The following is a 16,247-nucleotide window of genomic DNA, read 5'->3' as shown; positions in this document are numbered from 1 at the left end:
TGGTGGGCGGCCCAAGTTGAATGCTTAAAGACGCCAGTGTGCGGGGAGTTCGGCGATTTTTTCAACGAGCAGACTTGAACCTGCGTGGCCAGCAACGCGTGCGCATCCGCTGGCAATCAACTCTTCACAAAGCTGCGTTACCCCTGAGCAGTGGTTGTCTTGCTTCTTGTGCGCAAGGCCGTTATTGGGCATGCAATCGTGATAGACCGCCAGGGCGGGGTGGCCATCGTCTGCGACGAGCGCAGGCCAGTGCGCAATGGTGTCTTTACGCACGCCTTCATAACTGTGGTCACCATCGATGAAGAGCAGACCAAAGCGGTTTTCTGGCGCAAAAGGGGTGCGCGAGTCTCCAATGATCAACTCAAGTCGGTCCGGGTGAGTTTCCTGAATTTTCTTGAAGAATTCCTCGCACGTCGGATGGTGTGCCGGTGCGTTATCTATGGATGAAACCTTGCGCCCCTCACCCGCGGTCACGAGCAAAACGGTGGTGCCGCCATGGCGCCGGCCGATTTCCAATATACGACCGCTGCTGGCCTTGACCGCCTTCCACAGGAGCGCGGCTTCGTCAAAGTTCTGGCGGATTATTCCGCGGTTGTCGTTGTTGCACTGGAATAACCAGGTTAAGTCTTCGAAGTTCATAAAAATAGCCTTTTTTCGCTGTCGCGCGGTCTCTGGGATGAATGGAGCGTCTGTTTTGCTCAGACCCGAACAATCACTCCGGTATCTCCCGTGCTCATGAGTTTTGCGGCGCTCAATGCGACCTCGTAGGGGCTGAGCAGCGTGCGCGGGTCTTCGTGGGCGAAGTTGTTGCGGCGCATCGCGGTATCCGTTCGCCGGGGAACGATGCAGTTCACCCGGATGCCATCGTCCATCCATTCGTCGGCGAGCGCCTGCGTCAGGTTCACCACACCGGCCTTGCACGCGGAATAGGGCGCGTAGTCGGTGCGCCCGCGCGTGAACGACGACGAGGAAAAGTTGAGCAGCATGCCGCGGGAGGCTTTCAGCGCAGCGTGGCTGCACTGCGCGACGTTTAGCGCGCCCAGCAGGTTGACCGTCACCTGCTGCGCCACGTCGGCGGGCGGCTGCTTTGCCAGCGGCCCCTTGAGCAGCAGGCCGGCGGTGTTCACCACGTGGTCGATACGGCCCCATTCCTGCTGCGCCTGCGCGATGGCCGAGGCCACTTGGCCATGGTTTGCCACATCGCAGCCGTCGCTGCGCGACAGGCTCTTGACGCGGCAGCCGGCTTCTTGCAACACCTGCACGATGGCTTTGCCGATGCCTTGGCTGCCGCCGAAAACCAGGGCGTGGCGGCCTCGCATGTACAGGCCGTCCAGTTGCGGGTTGATGCGTTGCTGGCGGATGCGGAACAGTTCGTCGGCCAGGATCAGGTCGACCGCATCGGTGATCTTGATGTTCTCTGTGCTGCCCTGGACGACGCGCACCGGCTGCAGCGGGTTGCAGGACAGGTAGATGCCGCAGTCGTCGGTGAATTCGTTCAGACGCTCGGCGCCCAGTTCTTCGTAGCAGCGCACCAGCGCCGTGTAGCGAAACCCCTGGGGCGTCTGGCCGCGGTACAGGTGGTCGCGCTTCGGGATGTTCTGGATCAGGCCGTCGCGCGCGACGATGATGGTGTCGGCCGTCTTGATCGCCACGTCCACCGCGTCGCAGCCCTGCAGCGCGGCGGCGACGTCGTGCAGCACCTGGTGGTCGAGAAAGGGGCGCGCCGCATCGTGCAGCACCACGTGCGTCGGCGGATCGTCCTTGAGGTGGCGCAGCGCCGCCCAGGCTGATTCCTGGCGCGACGCTCCGCCGATGACGATCTCGGCTTTGGTGCCGCGCAGTAGGTCGCGCGCGAGGGCGACCGAGTCGGCGGGCACCGCCACCAGAATGCGTGCCTGCGGGTCGAAGCTGCTCAGGCATTCGTAGCTGTGCTGCAGCACGGTTTTGCCGGCGACGCGGATGAATTGCTTGGGCACCTCCGCGCCCAGGCGTGTGCCGCTGCCACCTGCGAGCAGTACATAGGCCGTTGTGGATGTCATAGGGCAGCCGGGCTTTCGTTTTCGAGCAAAAAAATGTTGTCCAGCCGGGTCGCAAGCTCTTTCAGTTGCGCGAGCAAGGACTGGGCCATGCCGCCGGCGCGGTGGCATTCGCGCTCCATCAGCGCTGATGCGCGCGACAGTTTTTCCGTCTTGCCCTGGCTGATGGCGCTGTAGATACTCAGGCGTCCGACGATTTGGTAAATCGGCCCGCCGACATCGACGGTTGACGGGGATTGCAGGTGGGAGATGTAGTCGGGATCGGACGTGCGCCAATCGTTGCCGTAGTTCTCGCGCAGATTCAGGTCGATGTCGCTGGGGGCGTAGAAATCGGCCCCCAGGAATTGGATGGGTTGCAGGTCGAACGGCGTGAAGGCGAATTTCTGCAGGTAGCCGAAGAGATTGTTCACGCCCGTGACCAGCTTGTCTTCGTGCGGACGGTAGAGAAAGACGTCGATGCAGGTCTGGGTTGCGATGTGCTGAATGGCGATGACGTAGGTCTCTTCCTTGCCCAGGGTCGAGGTTTCGACGTAGAACTTCCTGCTTTGCAAGATGGCGTTGGTGATGTCGAACTGATGGACCCACTCACCCATGATGCCCACGTCGATGTCCTTGTCGTGGCCCAGCAGCCGGCCTTCGCGCGCGTAGCCCAGCAAGGTGCCGGACACCAGAAAGGCGCGGTGGCCGCGAGGCTCCAGGGCCGCCTGCAGCTCGATGAGCGCCTGGGCCGCGGTGTCCGGGTCGAAGGCGGGCGCGGACGATGATGGCTGAAGCTTCCTTTTTTCCATGCGCTGGCGGAATTCACCCAGCATTTCCGGCGTCATCACGAGCGCGATCGCCTTGTCTAGCCAGGCGATCGCCTCCAGATGCTCTCCGGCGCGGCAGCAAGCCTCGGCCATGCGAACCGCATGTTCGTGCTGGTAGGGGATGCTGTCCTCGTCGATCAACGCTGCCACGGCTTTGGCGTGCTCCGGCTCATTGGCCTCCAAGAAGCTGCGTGCGGCATATGCCGCGATGGTGCTGCGCACGAGTTGGTTGTCGTCGTCGCGTGGGAGCCGCGCGATCACGATCTCCAGGCTTCGGGCGTAATAATCCAGGCCAGGCTGGTTGCGCAAGAGAATTTCGCGGTCGATCAGCGTCTTGGCGATGGCCAGCCATGCCGTCGTCGCCAGGGGCTGGGCGGCGAGGTGCCGCAGCAACTGCTCCAGCAGGTCGAGCCGTGCCTGGTCTATGGTCAGTTCGATGGCGTCCAGCCAGTCCGCGGCCGCCGCGCAGGGCTGTGGCGACGGCAGGTCGGCCATGCCGAGCAATTGCCGCACCACCCATTTGATCGGCAGCCCGTCGGGCAGGGTGTGGAAACCGTCGCTTTCCCGATTCTGGACAAGGCTCTGGTAGCACACCAGCCACATGGCGTGGTCATCGGGGTGGGGCAGGTTGGCAATGCCCAGGGTGGCGAGAAAGAGGGTCACTTTCGTCGAACGCAGTGCCCGTGCGGCGTTGAGCATGCCGTCGCCAAGCAGACCCTTGGAGAATTCCTCGTTGACGAAGGCTTCGAGTTCTTCGTGAGCGGCTTGATCGAGCATTTGCTCCATCACTGCGACACGGTGCTGGTCGGCGCGGGATACTTTCATGGCAATTGTCCGTCGGATTCAGCCCTGCAGCAGTCGCAAGACGTTTTGGGGGAGTTGGTTGGCCTGAGCGATCATGGCCGTGCCGGCCTGCTGCAGGATCTGTGTGCGGCTGAGATTGGCCGTTTCGGCGGCGAAGTCGGCGTCCATGATGCGCCCGCGCGCGGCCGACTGGTTCTCGACCGCGGTGCGCAAATAGGAGATGGTGCTCTCGAACCGGCTTTGCACGGCGCCCAGCGTTGCACGGTTGGTGTTCACCTGCGCCAGGGCAGCGTCGAGCTTGGAGATGGTGGCGCGCGCCGCATTGTTGGTGGAACCTAGCGAGACGCCGTTGGCGTTGGCCACGGAGGTCAGCGCCGACGACATATTGATCGCGGCCACCGTGATCTGGTTAACGCCGGAGGCGTTTGCGCCGATCTGGAAGGTATGCGCGTTGGAGTTTTGGAGGATGGTCATGCCGTTGAACTGGGTGGCACCGACCATGCGATTGACTTCCTTGCTCAGCTCCTTGTATTCCTGGTCCAGTTTCTGGATGTCTTCCGGCTTGTTGGTGGCGTTCGACGCCTGCACGGCCAGTTCGCGCATGCGCTGCAGCATGTCGTTGATGCCGGATAGGCCGCCTTCGGCCACCTGCGCCATGGAGATGCCGTCGCTGGCGTTGCGAATCGCCACGTTCATGCCACGCACCTGGGTGTTCATGCGGTCGGCGATGGCCAGGCCGGCGGCGTCGTCCTTGGCGCTGTTGACGCGCAGGCCGGAGGACAGGCGCTGCATGGTGGTGTTCAGGCTGGCGGTGTTGAGTGCGGTGTTGCGCTGCGCGTTGAGCGAGGCGACGTTGGTGTTGATGGTCATGGCCATGATCGGGCTCCTTCAGGCGTTGGACGGACGTTCCACTCGGGGACGCATGTAATGGCGTGGACCATTGCCGAGTGCCATGCCTACCGGGTGTTGATGCGGATTCTGATCAGGACGGGAAAAACAAAAGCCCCGATGAACGGGGCCTTTGGGTGCTATTTACGGTTTTGCGGATCAGCTCTTAAGGCTGTTGCTCCACTGCGAGACGAAGGAGCCTAGCGAGCCCATGGAGCCCATGCTGGCGTCCAGGCTCTGGTACTGCTTGAGCAGGCTCTTTTGCCGTTGCTCGAGCAGCAGGCTCATCCTGTCCTGGTCGCTGTGGTTGCTCTTGAGCGACGCCTGCAGGGCATTGTTGCGGCTGGTGATGCTGCCATCCACGCCGTTGGCCTTGAACGCGAAATCGCGGATTTGGGTGACAAAGCCGTTGGTGCCGTCGGTCAGCAGCTTTTGCAGCTTGGGCAGATCCGTGAGCGCTGCATCGATCTTCGTGGCGTTCATGCTGAGGGAGCCGTCGCGCTGCAGCTGCAGGCCGAGGTCGCTCAGGTATGCCCCTTCGGCATTGGGCGTGCCGATGATCCGGCGCAGGCTGTTTTGCAGGGCAACTGCCGTGCTGTCGCCTTGCAGCGGCTGGCTGGTGGATGTGGCCTGGTTGTAGCGGGTCAGGTCGGCGACCACGCTGTTGACCTTGTTGTAGGCCTGCACAAACGCTTCGATCTTGGTCTTGATGGCCTTGGTGTCCTCGGTAATAGAGACGTCCACGGGAGTGGGCGATGTTTTCACAAGATTGAGGGTGAGGCCGGGCACGACGTCGGTGACGGTATTGCTGGCGGACTTCGAAGCGATGCCGTTGATCGTAAAGAGTGCGTCCTGGGCCGCTTGGGTGCGTGTGGCGCCATCGTTGGCGGCGACCGAAGCGGGGTCGTAGGCGAGCTTGCTCAGCCCGGGATCGGAGACGGAAAGGGCAAAGCCATTTTCTTCGCCGGTCTTGCTGCTGCGCAGCAGCAGCTGGTCGCCCGTTGCGCCCTTCACCACCACGGCGGAGATGCCCGCATCGGCTTTGTTGATCTTGCCGGCAATGGTGGCGAGCGAGTCATTCGCGTCGATGGCAATGTTCACGGAAGCACCTGCGTCGGTGAAACTGCTGCTGTCTTCGCTCCAGCTGCCTCGCTGGATCGACAGTGTCCCGCTGGTGCCGATGGAGGCGCCGCTTGCGACGCTGCCAGATGCCACGGCCTGCGCCTGGGCCAGGGCATTGACCTGAACGGAGAACTGCGCTGCCGTGGCCTCGCCCGTCGCGCTGCCCTTGAGTATGGATTCGTCACTGCTGTTCAGCAGCCTTCCGCGCCAGCTGTCGAGGTCTGCAAGGCCCTTGGCGGCGTCGTAGAGCGCGGACATCGCCGACTTGATCTGGCCGAACGACGAGATTTTTGTCTCGATGCCGCTGGCCTTGGTTTGTAACAGATCCAACGGGCGTTGCTCGAGCTTCATCAGTTGGCTGACGATCGTGTTGACGTCCAGTCCACTGCCGATGCCGGGAGAAGAGATGCTAGCCATGGTTGAGTCCTTGTAACTTGAGGGGGCCGCGTATCTCGCGGAGCCGATGATCTGCAGGCATCCAAAGCGAGAAAAGCCGAGGGCTGTCAGGCCCCCAGCTTTGCGTCAAGACGCCGCTGCCGATCACCGCAGCAGGCTCAGCACGCCCTGGGGCAGCTGGTTGGCCTGCGCGATCATGGCCGTGCCGGCCTGCTGCAGGATCTGGGCGCGGCTCAGGTTGGCCGTTTCGGAGGCGAAATCGGCGTCCATGATGCGCCCGCGCGCGGCCGACTGGTTTTCAACGGCGTTGCGCAGGTAGGAGATGGTGTTCTCGAACCGGCTTTGCACGGCGCCCAGCGTTGCACGGTTGGTGTTCACCTGCGCCAGGGCAGCGTCGAGCTTGGAGATGGTGGCGCGCGCCGCATTGTTGGTGGAACCTAGCGAGACGCCGTTGGCGTTGGCCACGGAGGTCAGCGCCGACGACATATTGATCGCGGCCACCGTGATCTGGTTAACGCCGGAGGCGTTTGCGCCGATCTGGAAGGTATGCGCGTTGGAGTTTTGGAGGATGGTCATGCCGTTGAACTGGGTGGCACCGACCATGCGATTGACTTCCTTGCTCAGCTCCTTGTATTCCTGGTCCAGTTTCTGGATGTCTTCCGGCTTGTTGGTGGCGTTCGACGCCTGCACGGCCAGTTCGCGCATGCGCTGCAGCATGTCGTTGATGCCGGACAGGCCGCCTTCTGCGATCTGCGCCATGGACACGCCGTCTCCCGCGTTGCGGATGGCAACGTTCATGCCACGCACCTGGGTGTTCATGCGGTCGGCGATGGCCAGGCCGGCGGCGTCGTCCTTGGCGCTGTTGACGCGCAGGCCGGAGGACAGGCGCTGCATGGTGGTGTTCAGGCTGGCGGTGTTGAGTGCGGTGTTGCGCTGCGCGTTGAGCGAGGCGACGTTGGTGTTGATGGTCATGGCCATAATGAAAGCTCCTTGGCGTGAAAAAAATCCTGCCCAGTGCCAGCGGTGCCCTGTGCGCCTCTGGCAACGAGTCCTTGCGAGGCCCGTTGAATGTGTTTTCGGTTGTTACACGCAGAACTTTAGGACCGGTAACGCCGATCTAGTGTCAACCAAGCCCGGACGGGGAAAGCCCGAATTGGATGGCGGTTTGCTGTCCTTTTCTTGGCATGGGGCGGGTGCCTGGCTAGGCAGAATGACGGCCATGTCTTCTTTGCCCATGGGCGGCTTTTTTCTTGTGATGGCCTTAATTTGGATGCGCGCCCGCCGATAACGGATGCAGCAAATACAAAAATGGAAGGCTCTCGCATGTACACCCCTCCCAGTGCCCGGGTTTCGGCTGCTTACCGCCAGGTGGACTTGAGTTCTCAGGTCATGAGTGCGTCGCCCCATGGCCTGATTGGCCTATTGTTCAAGGAGCTGCGCTCCTGCCTGGTGGGCGCCAAGGGGGCCATGGAGCGCAAGGACGTGGCCGCCAAGGTGCGCCTGATCGGTAAAGCGGCGCGCCTGCTGGACGAGGGCCTGCTTGCAGGCCTGGACGTCAAGGCGGGCGGCGAGCTTGCCGCCAACCTGCATAGGGTGTATTCCTATTGCCTGGCGCGTCTGTTGGTGGCAAATGCCCATAACGATGCGGCGATCGTGGATGAGGTGCTGCAGGTTCTGCAGCCCGTGATGGATGGGTGGAACGAAATCGGAGGTCGGGCATCTGCCTGAATGTGACTTATGCGGGTGACGACGACCAACACGCAAGCAGCTCCCGAAATGTTGATTGATTACTACAAGGCCATTGAAAACAGCAGCGCCAGGATGCTGGAAGCCGCCCGCCTCAAGGACTGGGACGAGGTGGTGCGCTGCGAGGGCGCTTGCGCCGTGCTCATCGAGCAGCTGCGCTACCAGTCGCAGCAGCAGGAGCTGGCACCCGAGCAGCGCAAGGAAAAGGCGCGCATCATGCAACGCATCCTGCGCAACGATGCCCAGATCCGCTGCCTGGCCGAGCCCTGGCTGGCGCAGTTCGAGCACCTGTTCGACGGGCAGCCGCAGATGATGCACTGACGTTGTGCTTTCCTTCCCTGGCTGCGGCGTGGTGGCGCCGCGCAGGGGGCTCCAGGGGCAACGCAAAAAGCCGGCACCGCAAGGTGGCCGGCTTTTTTATATGCGAAATATGCCTCTAGCGCTTATCCAGTAAGCGCTAGCAGCTATTAAATCATGAGCTAAAATCGCGTCGATGCGCGCCTTACACCTGCATGTTCATGATGTCGGTGTAGGCCTGCACCATGCGGTTGCGCACGTGCAGCGTGGCCTGGAAGCCGATCTGCGCCTTTTGCATGGCGACCATGGTTTCCTCGATGCTGACGTTGGGGTTTTCCAGTTGCACTTCGCGCTGCAGGCCGCTGGCCTGGTCCTGTGCGGCGCTCACGGACTGCAGCGCGTTCTTGAACGCCGAGGAAAAGCCGACCTCCTGCACGCCTTCCTGCGGCGCGGTGACGCGGCGCGCCACCTGGGTGCCGGTGAGGGGAAACTGGGTGCTGTTGATGCGCAGGTCCATGGTGGGATCGGGAAATGTCAGGAATGGCGCAATCGTAGGGCGCCGTGGCGCGCGCAGAGGCGGGAAATGATGGCCAAAGCCGCGCTTTATCGGCTGAACGGCGGACGGGGCGGATTCCATAATCGCCGCACGCCAGAGCCTCGCCTGGCGCCCGTCTTTTTGTGGAAAACCCGATGTCTGCAGTTGCCGAAGTTCCCGTCGCTCCGCCTCCCGTCGCCAGCCCTGGCTGGCCGCAGCGGCTGGCCTCGCTCGACCGTCCCGCACGCCTGCGCCTGGGGGTGGTGGCAGCGCTGCTGGTCGCGGCGTTGCTGGCCGCGTTCTTCTACAGCCGCCAGCCCGACTACCGGGTGCTGTTCTCCGGCCTGAACGACAAGGACGGCGGCGCCATCGTGGCGCAGCTGTCGCAGATGAATGTGCCTTACAAGTACACCGAAGGGGGCGGTGCCATCCTCGTGCCGGCCGAGCGCGTGCACGACGTGCGCCTGCGCCTGGCCACGCAGGGCCTGCCCAAGGGATCGGTGACCGGGTTCGAGCTGATGGAGACCAACCGCTTCGGTGTCACCCAGTTCCAGGAGCGCCTGAACTTCCAGCGCGGGCTGGAGGGGGAGCTGACGCGCTCGATCCAGGCGCTGGCCTCGGTGCAGAGCGCACGCGTGCACCTGGCGCTGCCACAGCAAAACGGTTTCTTCCGCGAGCAGCAAAAGCCCTCGGCCTCGGTGTTGCTCAGCCTGTACCCCGGGCGCTTCCTGGACCGCGCGCAGCTCGCAGGCATCGTGCACCTGGTGGCCTCCAGCGTGCCGGAACTCGCTCCCTCAGCCGTGAGCGTGCTGGACGATACCGGCAAGCTGCTGTCGCAGACGCCCGACATGGCCGGCGCCGGCGTGGACGCGCAGCAACTGGCCTATGTGCAGCAGATCGAGCAGCAGTACGCGCGCCGCATTCTGGACCTGCTGGAGCCCGTCGTGGGCAAGAACAACGTGAAGGCCCAGGTGACCGCCGAAGTGGACTTCAACCAGACCGAGTCCACCGTCGAGCAGCACAAGCCCAACCTGGCGCCCGATGCCAGCGCCGTGCGCAGCCAGCAGGTGGTGGAAAGCGGCGGCACGCCCGGCGCGCAGCCACCCACGGGCGTGCCTGGCGCGGTGACCAACCAACCGCCGCAGGCCTCTGCGGCTCCCATCAACGGCGCCAACCCCGCACCCACGGCGGCCGGTGGCGCGCCGGGCAGCGGCGCTGCGGGCCAGGCCAAGCGCGAGTCCATCACCAACTATGAGGTGGACAAGACCACCCAGGTGACGCGCGGCGGTGCCGGCGCCATCAAGCGTGTGAACGCGGCCGTGGTGGTGAACTACCAGCCCGTGAGCGAAGGGCCGGGCAAGCCCGCGGTGAACAAGGCGCTGACGCCTGAACAGCTGGAGCAGATGACGGCGCTGGTGCGCGAGACGATCGGCTTCAACAAGGAGCGCGGCGATTCCGTCAACCTCATGAATGCCCCCTTCCTGGTGGAGGAGGCCCCCCCGGGCGAACTGCCGCTGTGGAAGCAGCCCGAGACGATCGAGTTGGCCAAGACGCTGGGCTGGCCGCTGGGCATCTCGCTGGCCGCGGCCATCCTGCTGCTGGGGCTGCTGCGCCCGGCGCTCAAGGCCCGCGCCCGCGCCGTGCAGATGGCGGCGCAGCAGCCGGCGGGGGCGCAGCTGAGTGCCATCGCCTCCGAAGAATTGCAGCGCCCCGGCCTGCCGGGGCCTGCGCAACCCGAAGAGCTGCAGCCCACGGCGGAACAACTGCGCCTGGAAGAGGCGCGCCAACTGGCCCGCGACAACCCCGTCGCCGTGGCCAGTATCCTCAAAACCTGGGTCAATGGCGACTGACGCCGCCGGCCCGCACCGAATCACGAGACTGTCATGGACGAGCAAGGCCTGAACGACGCCGCCATCATGCTGATGTCCCTGGGCGAGGAAGAGGCCGCCGAGGTCTTCAAGCACCTGTCGCCCAAGGAAGTGCAAAAGCTGGGCGAGACCATCGCGCGCATGCGCACCGTCTCCCGCGAGAAGGTGGACGAGGTGCTCAACCGTTTCACCAGCGACGCGGCCGCGCAAAGCCTGCTGGTGTCCGACACCAGCAACTACGTGCGTGCCGTGCTCAAGCGCGCCCTGGGCGACGACAAGGCCGCGTTGCTGATCGACCGCATCCTGCAGGGCGGCGACGTGTCGGGCATCGAAAGCCTGAAGTGGATGGATCCGCTGTCGGTGGCCGAGCTGCTGCGTCACGAGCACCCGCAGATCGTGGCCGCCATCCTGGTGCACCTGGATCCGGACCAGTCGTCCGAGATCCTCAAGCAGTTCACCGAGCGCCAGCGCGCCGAGGTGATGCTGCGCATCGCCACGCTGGAGGGTATCCAGCCCACGGCGCTCAAGGACCTGAACGAGGTGCTGTTCAAGGTGCTGGCGGGCGGCGACAAGGTGCGCAAGAGCTCGCTGGGCGGCGTCAAGGCGGCGGCCGAGATCATCAACCTGCTGGGTTCGGGCATGGATGCGGCGGTGCTGGAGTCCATCCGCGGCTACGACATAGACCTGGCCCAGAAGATCATGGACAAGATGTTCGTGTTCGACGACATCGTCAAGCTCGACAACCGCGCCATCCAGACCGTGCTGCGCGAAGTGGCTTCCGAGACCCTGGTGGTTGCGCTCAAGGGCGCGCAGCCCGAGGTGCGCGACAAGATTCTGTCCAACATGTCCTCGCGCGCCGCAGAGGCGCTGCGCGAAGACCTGGAGTCGCGCGGCCCGATGCGCCTGTCCGAGGTGGAGGCGCAGCAAAAGGAAATCCTCAAGACGGTGCGGCGCCTGGCCGACGAGGGCCAGATCGCGCTGGCCAGCGGCGGCGACGACGCCTTTGTGTAGGACTGATCAATGACCCGGTCCCTGCGTTATTACACCCGCTTCATCCCGCGCGAAGAGGTGGGCGACGTCACCCGTTGGGAGTTCGGTGACGTGGAGTTTCCCCCGGGCAGCCAGCCGCTGGCGCCCGAGCCGCCGGTGCTGGAGCCCGAGGCGGATCCCGTTGCGCCCGGTATCGACGAGGCGCAGCACCAGGCCCTGGTGCAGCAGGCGCGCGAAGAGGGCTATGCCCAGGGCCTGGCCGAAGGCCAGGAGCAGACGCGGCTGCAGTGGCAGCAGCGCATGGACGACTACGTGGCCGGCCAGGGGCGCGAAGGCGCCGAGCGGCTGGCCCGGCTCGCCCAGGCGCTGGAAGAAAGCTTCACCGGCATGCAGCAGGGCATGGCGCAGGAGGTATTGCAACTGGCCTGCGACATCGCGCGCCAGGTGGTGCGCCAGGAGGTCGCGGGCAATTCCCAGGCGGTACTGCCCGTGGTGCGCGAGGCGCTGGGCATGCTGGTCAGCGAGGCGCGGCCCGCCACCGTGCGCCTGAACCCGGGCGACTGGGCCGCGCTGGAGCAGCCGCTGCGGGAGGAGTTTCCCGCCGGCCGCATCCAGTGGCTGGCCGACACCGCCGTGGAGCCCGGCGACTGCCAGGTGGAGTCGGGCGGCATGGTGGTGGACGGGTCGCTGGACAAGCGCTGGCGCCGCGCCATTGCCGCGCTGGGTCTGACCGCGGCCTGGAAGGACGTGGACCATGGCGATTGAGCCGGCCCGCGCCTGGGATGATTTCATGGCACAGGCGCGCGCGCGCCTGGCGCCGGAGCAGCCGCTGGAGACGCGCGGCACGCTCACCCGCCTGACCGGCCTGGTACTCGAAGCCACCGGCATCCGCGTGCCCGTGGGGTCGCAGTGCCAGGTGCAGATGAACGGCCAGGAGCCAGTGTTGGCCGAGGTGGTGGGGTTCGCGGGCGACACGGCCTACCTGATGCCCGCGGGAGACATCCATGGCCTGTCTAGCGGCGCCAGCGTGATGCCGGCTCCCGCCTACGTGCCGGCGTTGCACCTGGGCGCGGCGCCGGTGGAGGAAGCCGGCGCGGGCGTGGGCGCACTGCTTCTTCCCATGGGTGACGGCCTGCTGGGCCGTGTGGTGGATTCGCAGGGCAACCCCCTGGACCATGCGGGACCGCTGGCGCAAGTGACGGCCCAGCCCATGGACCGCCGCCCCATCAATGCCATGGAGCGCGACCCGGTGCGCGAGCCGCTGGACACCGGCGTGCGCGCCATCAATGCCCTGCTCACCGTGGGCCGTGGCCAGCGGCTGGGCCTGTTCGCCGGCTCGGGCGTGGGCAAGAGCGTCCTGCTGGGCATGATGGCCCGCTACACCCAGGCAGACGTGATCGTGGTCGGCCTGATCGGTGAGCGCGGGCGCGAGGTCAAGGAATTCGTCGAAGACATCCTGGGCGTGCAGGACCGCGGCCGCGCCGTGGTGGTGGCCGCACCGGCCGATGCACCGCCGCTCCTGCGCATGCAGGGCGCGGCCTATGCCACGGCGATTGCCGAGCACTTCCGCGACAAGGGCCAGCATGTGCTGCTGCTCATGGACTCGCTCACGCGCTACGCCATGGCGCAGCGCGAGATCGCCCTGGCGATCGGTGAGCCCCCGGCCACCAAGGGCTACCCGCCCAGCTGCTTCGCCAAGCTGCCGGCGTTGGTGGAGCGCAGCGGCAACGGACTGAACGGCGTGGGCTCCATTACCGCCTTCTACACCGTACTGTCCGAGGGCGACGACCAGCAGGACCCGATCGCCGACGCAGCCCGCGCGATCCTAGACGGGCACATCGTGCTGTCGCGCGCGCTGGCCGAAAGCGGGCACTACCCGGCCATCGACATCGAGCAATCTGCCTCGCGCGTGATGCACAACGTCGTGCCGCGCGCGCACTTCGAGCTGGCGCGCGGCTTCCGCGCGGTGTACTCGCGCTATCAGAAGAGCCGCGATTTGATCCAGGTCGGCGCATACATGAGCGGATCCGACCCGCAGCTGGACGAGGCGATCCGCCTGCAGCCGGGCATGACCGCCTTTTTGCAGCAGAGCATGTTCGAGGCCGCCCCCATGGACGACAGCATCGCCGCCATGGGCCAGGCGCTGGAAGGCGCGTGAGGCTAGGGCGATGGGAGGGCACGCCGCATGTCGTCGCTGAAGGCCTTCGAGGTGGCGGTGGAGCTGGCCGAACGCCGGCGCGACGCCGCGCGCCAGGCGCTCAAGAACGTGCAGGATGCGCGCCATGCCGCGCAGGCCCAGCTGGAGCAGCTCACGGGCTACGCCGCGGAAACGCAAAGCCGCTGGGGCATGAAGGCCGACAGCGCCATGCAACCCGAGGTGATGTACCACCACTACCAATTCATGGGCCGGCTGGACCATGCCATCGGCCTGCAGACGGGCGTGGTGAGCGGGCAGGACGTGCGTGTGGACAAGGCCCGGCAGGCGCTGCTGGAGGCCGAACTGCGCCTGGCCAGCCTGCGCAAGGTGCTGGAGCGGCGGCGCGCCGAGGTGGCCTTACAGCAGCAGCGCCGTGAACAGAAACAAACCGATGAGCGCGCCGCGTTGCGCGCCGGGCGGGGGGCACGCTCCCCGCAGGATCAGGAGTATTGACCATGGAACAGACCCGTATTTCCTCCTCGCCTTCTACGGCTGCGCACGAGGCGCGCGGCGCCCGGGGCGCCTCCGCCAAGGCTGGCAGCGCCGCTGAGGACAAGGCGGCAGCGCAGGGCGACGGCTTTGCCCTGCTGCTGGCCGCTCTGGGCGGCGGCGAGGGCGCGGCCACGGTGCTGGACACGCTGGCGGTGGCTGGCGAGGCATTGCAGTCGCCCGAGGCGCTGCCGGACGCGGGCGCGCTGGCAGCCTGGGCGGCGGGTCTTCAGCCGGGAGCCGCGCTCGCGCAGCGGACGGGTGAGTCGATCGCAGCCGAGGCGGATGCCCTGGCCGGCCGCCTGGGCCTGGGCCTGGTGCGCGCGGGGCAGGATACGCTGGTGGGGCAGACCGCCCTGCTGGACGGCGCGACGGAGCGGGCGGCTCTGCAGGGCGGGGCCTCCATGGCGGGGCCCGGCAGCGCCGCGGGCCGCGGCACAGCCTGGCGCGCGCAAGGCATGGCACTGCAGGCTGCGGCACAGGACGCCGCCAGCGCCGCAGGGGATGCCTTGCGCGCCGGTGCCCATGCGGCGCGCTCTGGCCTGCAGCAGGCAGCGGACACGGTGTCGCACCTTGCGGCGCAGGTGTCCCAGGCCGTGGATGCGACCGCGCAGCGGCGCGACGCCGTGCCCGTCGCTGGCACGCCGTTGCAGGCCCAGCCCGGCGAATGGATGGCTGCGCAGGCAGCCCCCGCGGGCATCTCGGGCGCCGCACCTGGCTCCGCAGCGGCGGGCGCGGGCGGGGCCGCCACCCCCGCGGGACTGCGGGGTGCGGACGCTGCCGCGGGCACTTCGGGCGCGGAGCCTTTCAGGTCACCTGCCGAGGGGGCCGGGCTGGAGTCGGCCGACGCCACGCTGGCGGGCATGGCCGGGGCAGAGGACGCCCTGGCGGATCAGTTGGCCGAGCAGGTGGCCTACTGGGTGCACCAGAAAACCCAGAATGCCGAACTGACGCTGGACCAGGATGGCCGGCCCGTGGAGGTGAGGGTGGCGCTCACGGGCGACGAGGCGCATGTGACCTTCCGCAGCGACCAAGCCGATGCGCGCCAGTGGCTGGACGGCAGCACGGCCCAGCTGCGGGAGATGCTGCAGCGCGAGGGGCTGCAGCTCGCCGGCGTGACGGTGGACACGGCGGGTGGCGGTGCCGCCGACCGGCAGGGCCGACGGGACGAGAGCCGCCCGGGCGCGCGCCAGGCCGCCGTGCAGGCCCCCGCGCCTGCGGGGCAGTCCGGCGGCGGACGGGGCGTGGCCGAGCGCTCGGTGGATATCTTCGTCTGACGCACCGCCGGGGTGGCCCCTGTGCCGCCCCGGCGGCAGCGGTGCGCATCGGGGCGCATGCGGCTGAAAACCCGGGTTTTGGGCGCTTATTCTGGCTTTCGCGGGGCGCCGGGGCGTTCAATAATCGGCCATCACTGCGGGGAAGGGCCTTTCGGCCCGCCGCCCGCAGCCCACTTCCCCTGCCCTTGTTGCGCAAGAAAGCCCCAACGTGTCCGACAACACTGCTGCTCCGGCCAAAAGCAAGAAACTGATCATCATCCTGGCCGTTCTCGCCCTGGTGCTGGTGGCGGGCGGCGCCGCAGCCTGGATGATGCTGTCCCAGCGCCACGCGGCCGAGGACGAGGAGGGCGGCGGCCGGGCGGTCGCCCAGGCGGGCACGCCCAAGACACCTCCCACCTTCCTGCCCATGGACAACATGGTGGTCAACCTGGCCGACCCCGGCGGCGACCGCTTTGCCCAGCTGGGCATCACGCTGGAGCTGGCCGACGGCAAGACGGCGGACCAGGTGAAGGCCTACATGCCCACCATCCGCAGCGGCGTATTGCTGCTGCTGTCGCAGCGTACGTCCGACGAGTTGCTGACGCGCGAGGGCAAGGAGAAGCTGGCGGTGGACATCCGCCGCGAAGTGTCGCGCCCGCTGGGCTACAGCGTGCCCAAGCCGCGCAAGCGCTCGGCCAGCCGCGATCCCTTGGACGAGGATGTCGAAGAAGAAGAACCCCGTCCCCGCGCCGACACCAATCCGGTGCGGCAGGTGCTGTTCTCCAGCTTCATCATCCAGTGAGGAAAGGTTGCAGCC

The 16,247-nt window shown here is 66.2% G+C and carries 16 protein-coding genes; 9 read left to right on the top strand and 7 right to left on the bottom strand.

The window, feature by feature from the left end; translation table 11 throughout:
* Positions 1 to 24 precede the first annotated feature (24 nt).
* The 6 genes from K2L43_RS16745 to K2L43_RS16720 all read right to left on the bottom strand — a co-directional run bounded on the left by K2L43_RS16745 (position 25) and on the right by K2L43_RS16720 (position 7,030).
* Entirely contained in the window at positions 25 to 639 is a 615-nt protein-coding gene (locus K2L43_RS16745) for a class I SAM-dependent methyltransferase (RefSeq protein WP_220638056.1), read from the bottom strand.
* A gap of 59 nt (positions 640 to 698) precedes the next feature.
* Positions 699 to 2,039 carry a bifunctional cytidylyltransferase/SDR family oxidoreductase gene (locus tag K2L43_RS16740; protein WP_220638055.1) on the bottom strand — a complete coding sequence of 447 codons (1,341 nt, stop codon included), beginning with the start codon at positions 2,037 to 2,039 and terminating at the stop codon, positions 699 to 701.
* Positions 2,036 to 3,667 carry a hypothetical protein gene (locus K2L43_RS16735; RefSeq protein ID WP_220638054.1) on the bottom strand — a complete coding sequence of 544 codons (1,632 nt, stop codon included), beginning with the start codon at positions 3,665 to 3,667 and terminating at the stop codon, positions 2,036 to 2,038. Before K2L43_RS16735 ends, K2L43_RS16740 begins: the two co-directional genes overlap by 4 nt.
* An 18-nt stretch (positions 3,668 to 3,685) precedes the next feature.
* Positions 3,686 to 4,522: a flagellin gene (locus tag K2L43_RS16730; RefSeq protein ID WP_220638053.1), complete on the bottom strand. Its 837-nt coding sequence runs from the start codon at positions 4,520 to 4,522 to the stop codon at positions 3,686 to 3,688.
* 171 nt (positions 4,523 to 4,693) lie between these two features.
* Entirely contained in the window at positions 4,694 to 6,073 is a 1,380-nt protein-coding gene (gene fliD / locus K2L43_RS16725; protein WP_220638052.1) for a flagellar filament capping protein FliD, read from the bottom strand.
* Positions 6,074 to 6,196: 123 nt separating this feature from the next.
* The gene (locus K2L43_RS16720; RefSeq protein WP_220638051.1) at positions 6,197 to 7,030 is read right to left on the bottom strand and encodes a flagellin; all 834 of its coding nucleotides are present in this window, start codon (positions 7,028 to 7,030) and stop codon (positions 6,197 to 6,199) included.
* Between the two features lie 345 nt (positions 7,031 to 7,375).
* On the opposite strand from K2L43_RS16720, the gene fliS reads away from it, so the two are divergent.
* Positions 7,376 to 7,780, top strand: coding sequence for a flagellar export chaperone FliS (gene fliS / locus K2L43_RS16715; protein WP_220638050.1), 405 nt, complete (start codon positions 7,376 to 7,378; stop codon positions 7,778 to 7,780).
* Between the two features lie 48 nt (positions 7,781 to 7,828).
* On the top strand, positions 7,829 to 8,119 hold the full coding sequence (locus K2L43_RS16710) for a flagellar protein FliT (RefSeq protein WP_220638049.1): 291 nt from the start codon (positions 7,829 to 7,831) through the stop codon (positions 8,117 to 8,119).
* A gap of 181 nt (positions 8,120 to 8,300) precedes the next feature.
* On the opposite strand, the gene fliE is transcribed toward K2L43_RS16710, so the two are convergent.
* Positions 8,301 to 8,612 carry a flagellar hook-basal body complex protein FliE gene (fliE, locus tag K2L43_RS16705; protein ID WP_220638048.1) on the bottom strand — a complete coding sequence of 104 codons (312 nt, stop codon included), beginning with the start codon at positions 8,610 to 8,612 and terminating at the stop codon, positions 8,301 to 8,303.
* 173 nt (positions 8,613 to 8,785) lie between these two features.
* Here fliE and fliF point away from each other — a divergent pair, with 173 nt between their 5' ends.
* The 7 genes from fliF to fliL all read left to right on the top strand — a co-directional run bounded on the left by fliF (position 8,786) and on the right by fliL (position 16,232).
* Complete coding sequence (gene fliF, locus K2L43_RS16700; RefSeq protein WP_220638047.1) at positions 8,786 to 10,480, top strand: flagellar basal-body MS-ring/collar protein FliF; 1,695 nt, start codon at positions 8,786 to 8,788, stop codon at positions 10,478 to 10,480.
* Positions 10,481 to 10,513: 33 nt separating this feature from the next.
* Positions 10,514 to 11,509: a flagellar motor switch protein FliG gene (gene fliG / locus K2L43_RS16695; RefSeq protein WP_220638046.1), complete on the top strand. Its 996-nt coding sequence runs from the start codon at positions 10,514 to 10,516 to the stop codon at positions 11,507 to 11,509.
* Positions 11,510 to 11,518: 9 nt separating this feature from the next.
* Positions 11,519 to 12,253 carry a FliH/SctL family protein gene (locus tag K2L43_RS16690; RefSeq protein ID WP_220638045.1) on the top strand — a complete coding sequence of 245 codons (735 nt, stop codon included), beginning with the start codon at positions 11,519 to 11,521 and terminating at the stop codon, positions 12,251 to 12,253.
* Complete coding sequence (fliI, locus tag K2L43_RS16685) at positions 12,243 to 13,646, top strand: flagellar protein export ATPase FliI (RefSeq protein ID WP_041836108.1); 1,404 nt, start codon at positions 12,243 to 12,245, stop codon at positions 13,644 to 13,646. Before K2L43_RS16690 ends, fliI begins: the two co-directional genes overlap by 11 nt.
* A 27-nt stretch (positions 13,647 to 13,673) precedes the next feature.
* Positions 13,674 to 14,138, top strand: a complete 465-nt coding sequence (gene fliJ / locus K2L43_RS16680; RefSeq protein ID WP_220638044.1) for a flagellar export protein FliJ — start codon at positions 13,674 to 13,676, stop codon at positions 14,136 to 14,138.
* 2 nt (positions 14,139 to 14,140) lie between these two features.
* Entirely contained in the window at positions 14,141 to 15,451 is a 1,311-nt protein-coding gene (locus tag K2L43_RS16675) for a flagellar hook-length control protein FliK (protein WP_220638043.1), read from the top strand.
* A gap of 208 nt (positions 15,452 to 15,659) precedes the next feature.
* Complete coding sequence (gene fliL / locus K2L43_RS16670) at positions 15,660 to 16,232, top strand: flagellar basal body-associated protein FliL (RefSeq protein ID WP_220638042.1); 573 nt, start codon at positions 15,660 to 15,662, stop codon at positions 16,230 to 16,232.
* Positions 16,233 to 16,247: the final 15 nt, after the last annotated feature.

Source organism: Diaphorobacter sp. MNS-0 (assembly GCF_019602835.1).
Taxonomy (GTDB): domain Bacteria; phylum Pseudomonadota; class Gammaproteobacteria; order Burkholderiales; family Burkholderiaceae_C; genus Diaphorobacter; species Diaphorobacter nitroreducens.
Note: the sequence above shows the minus strand (reverse complement) of the source record. Positions and strands in the feature narration are given on the sequence as shown.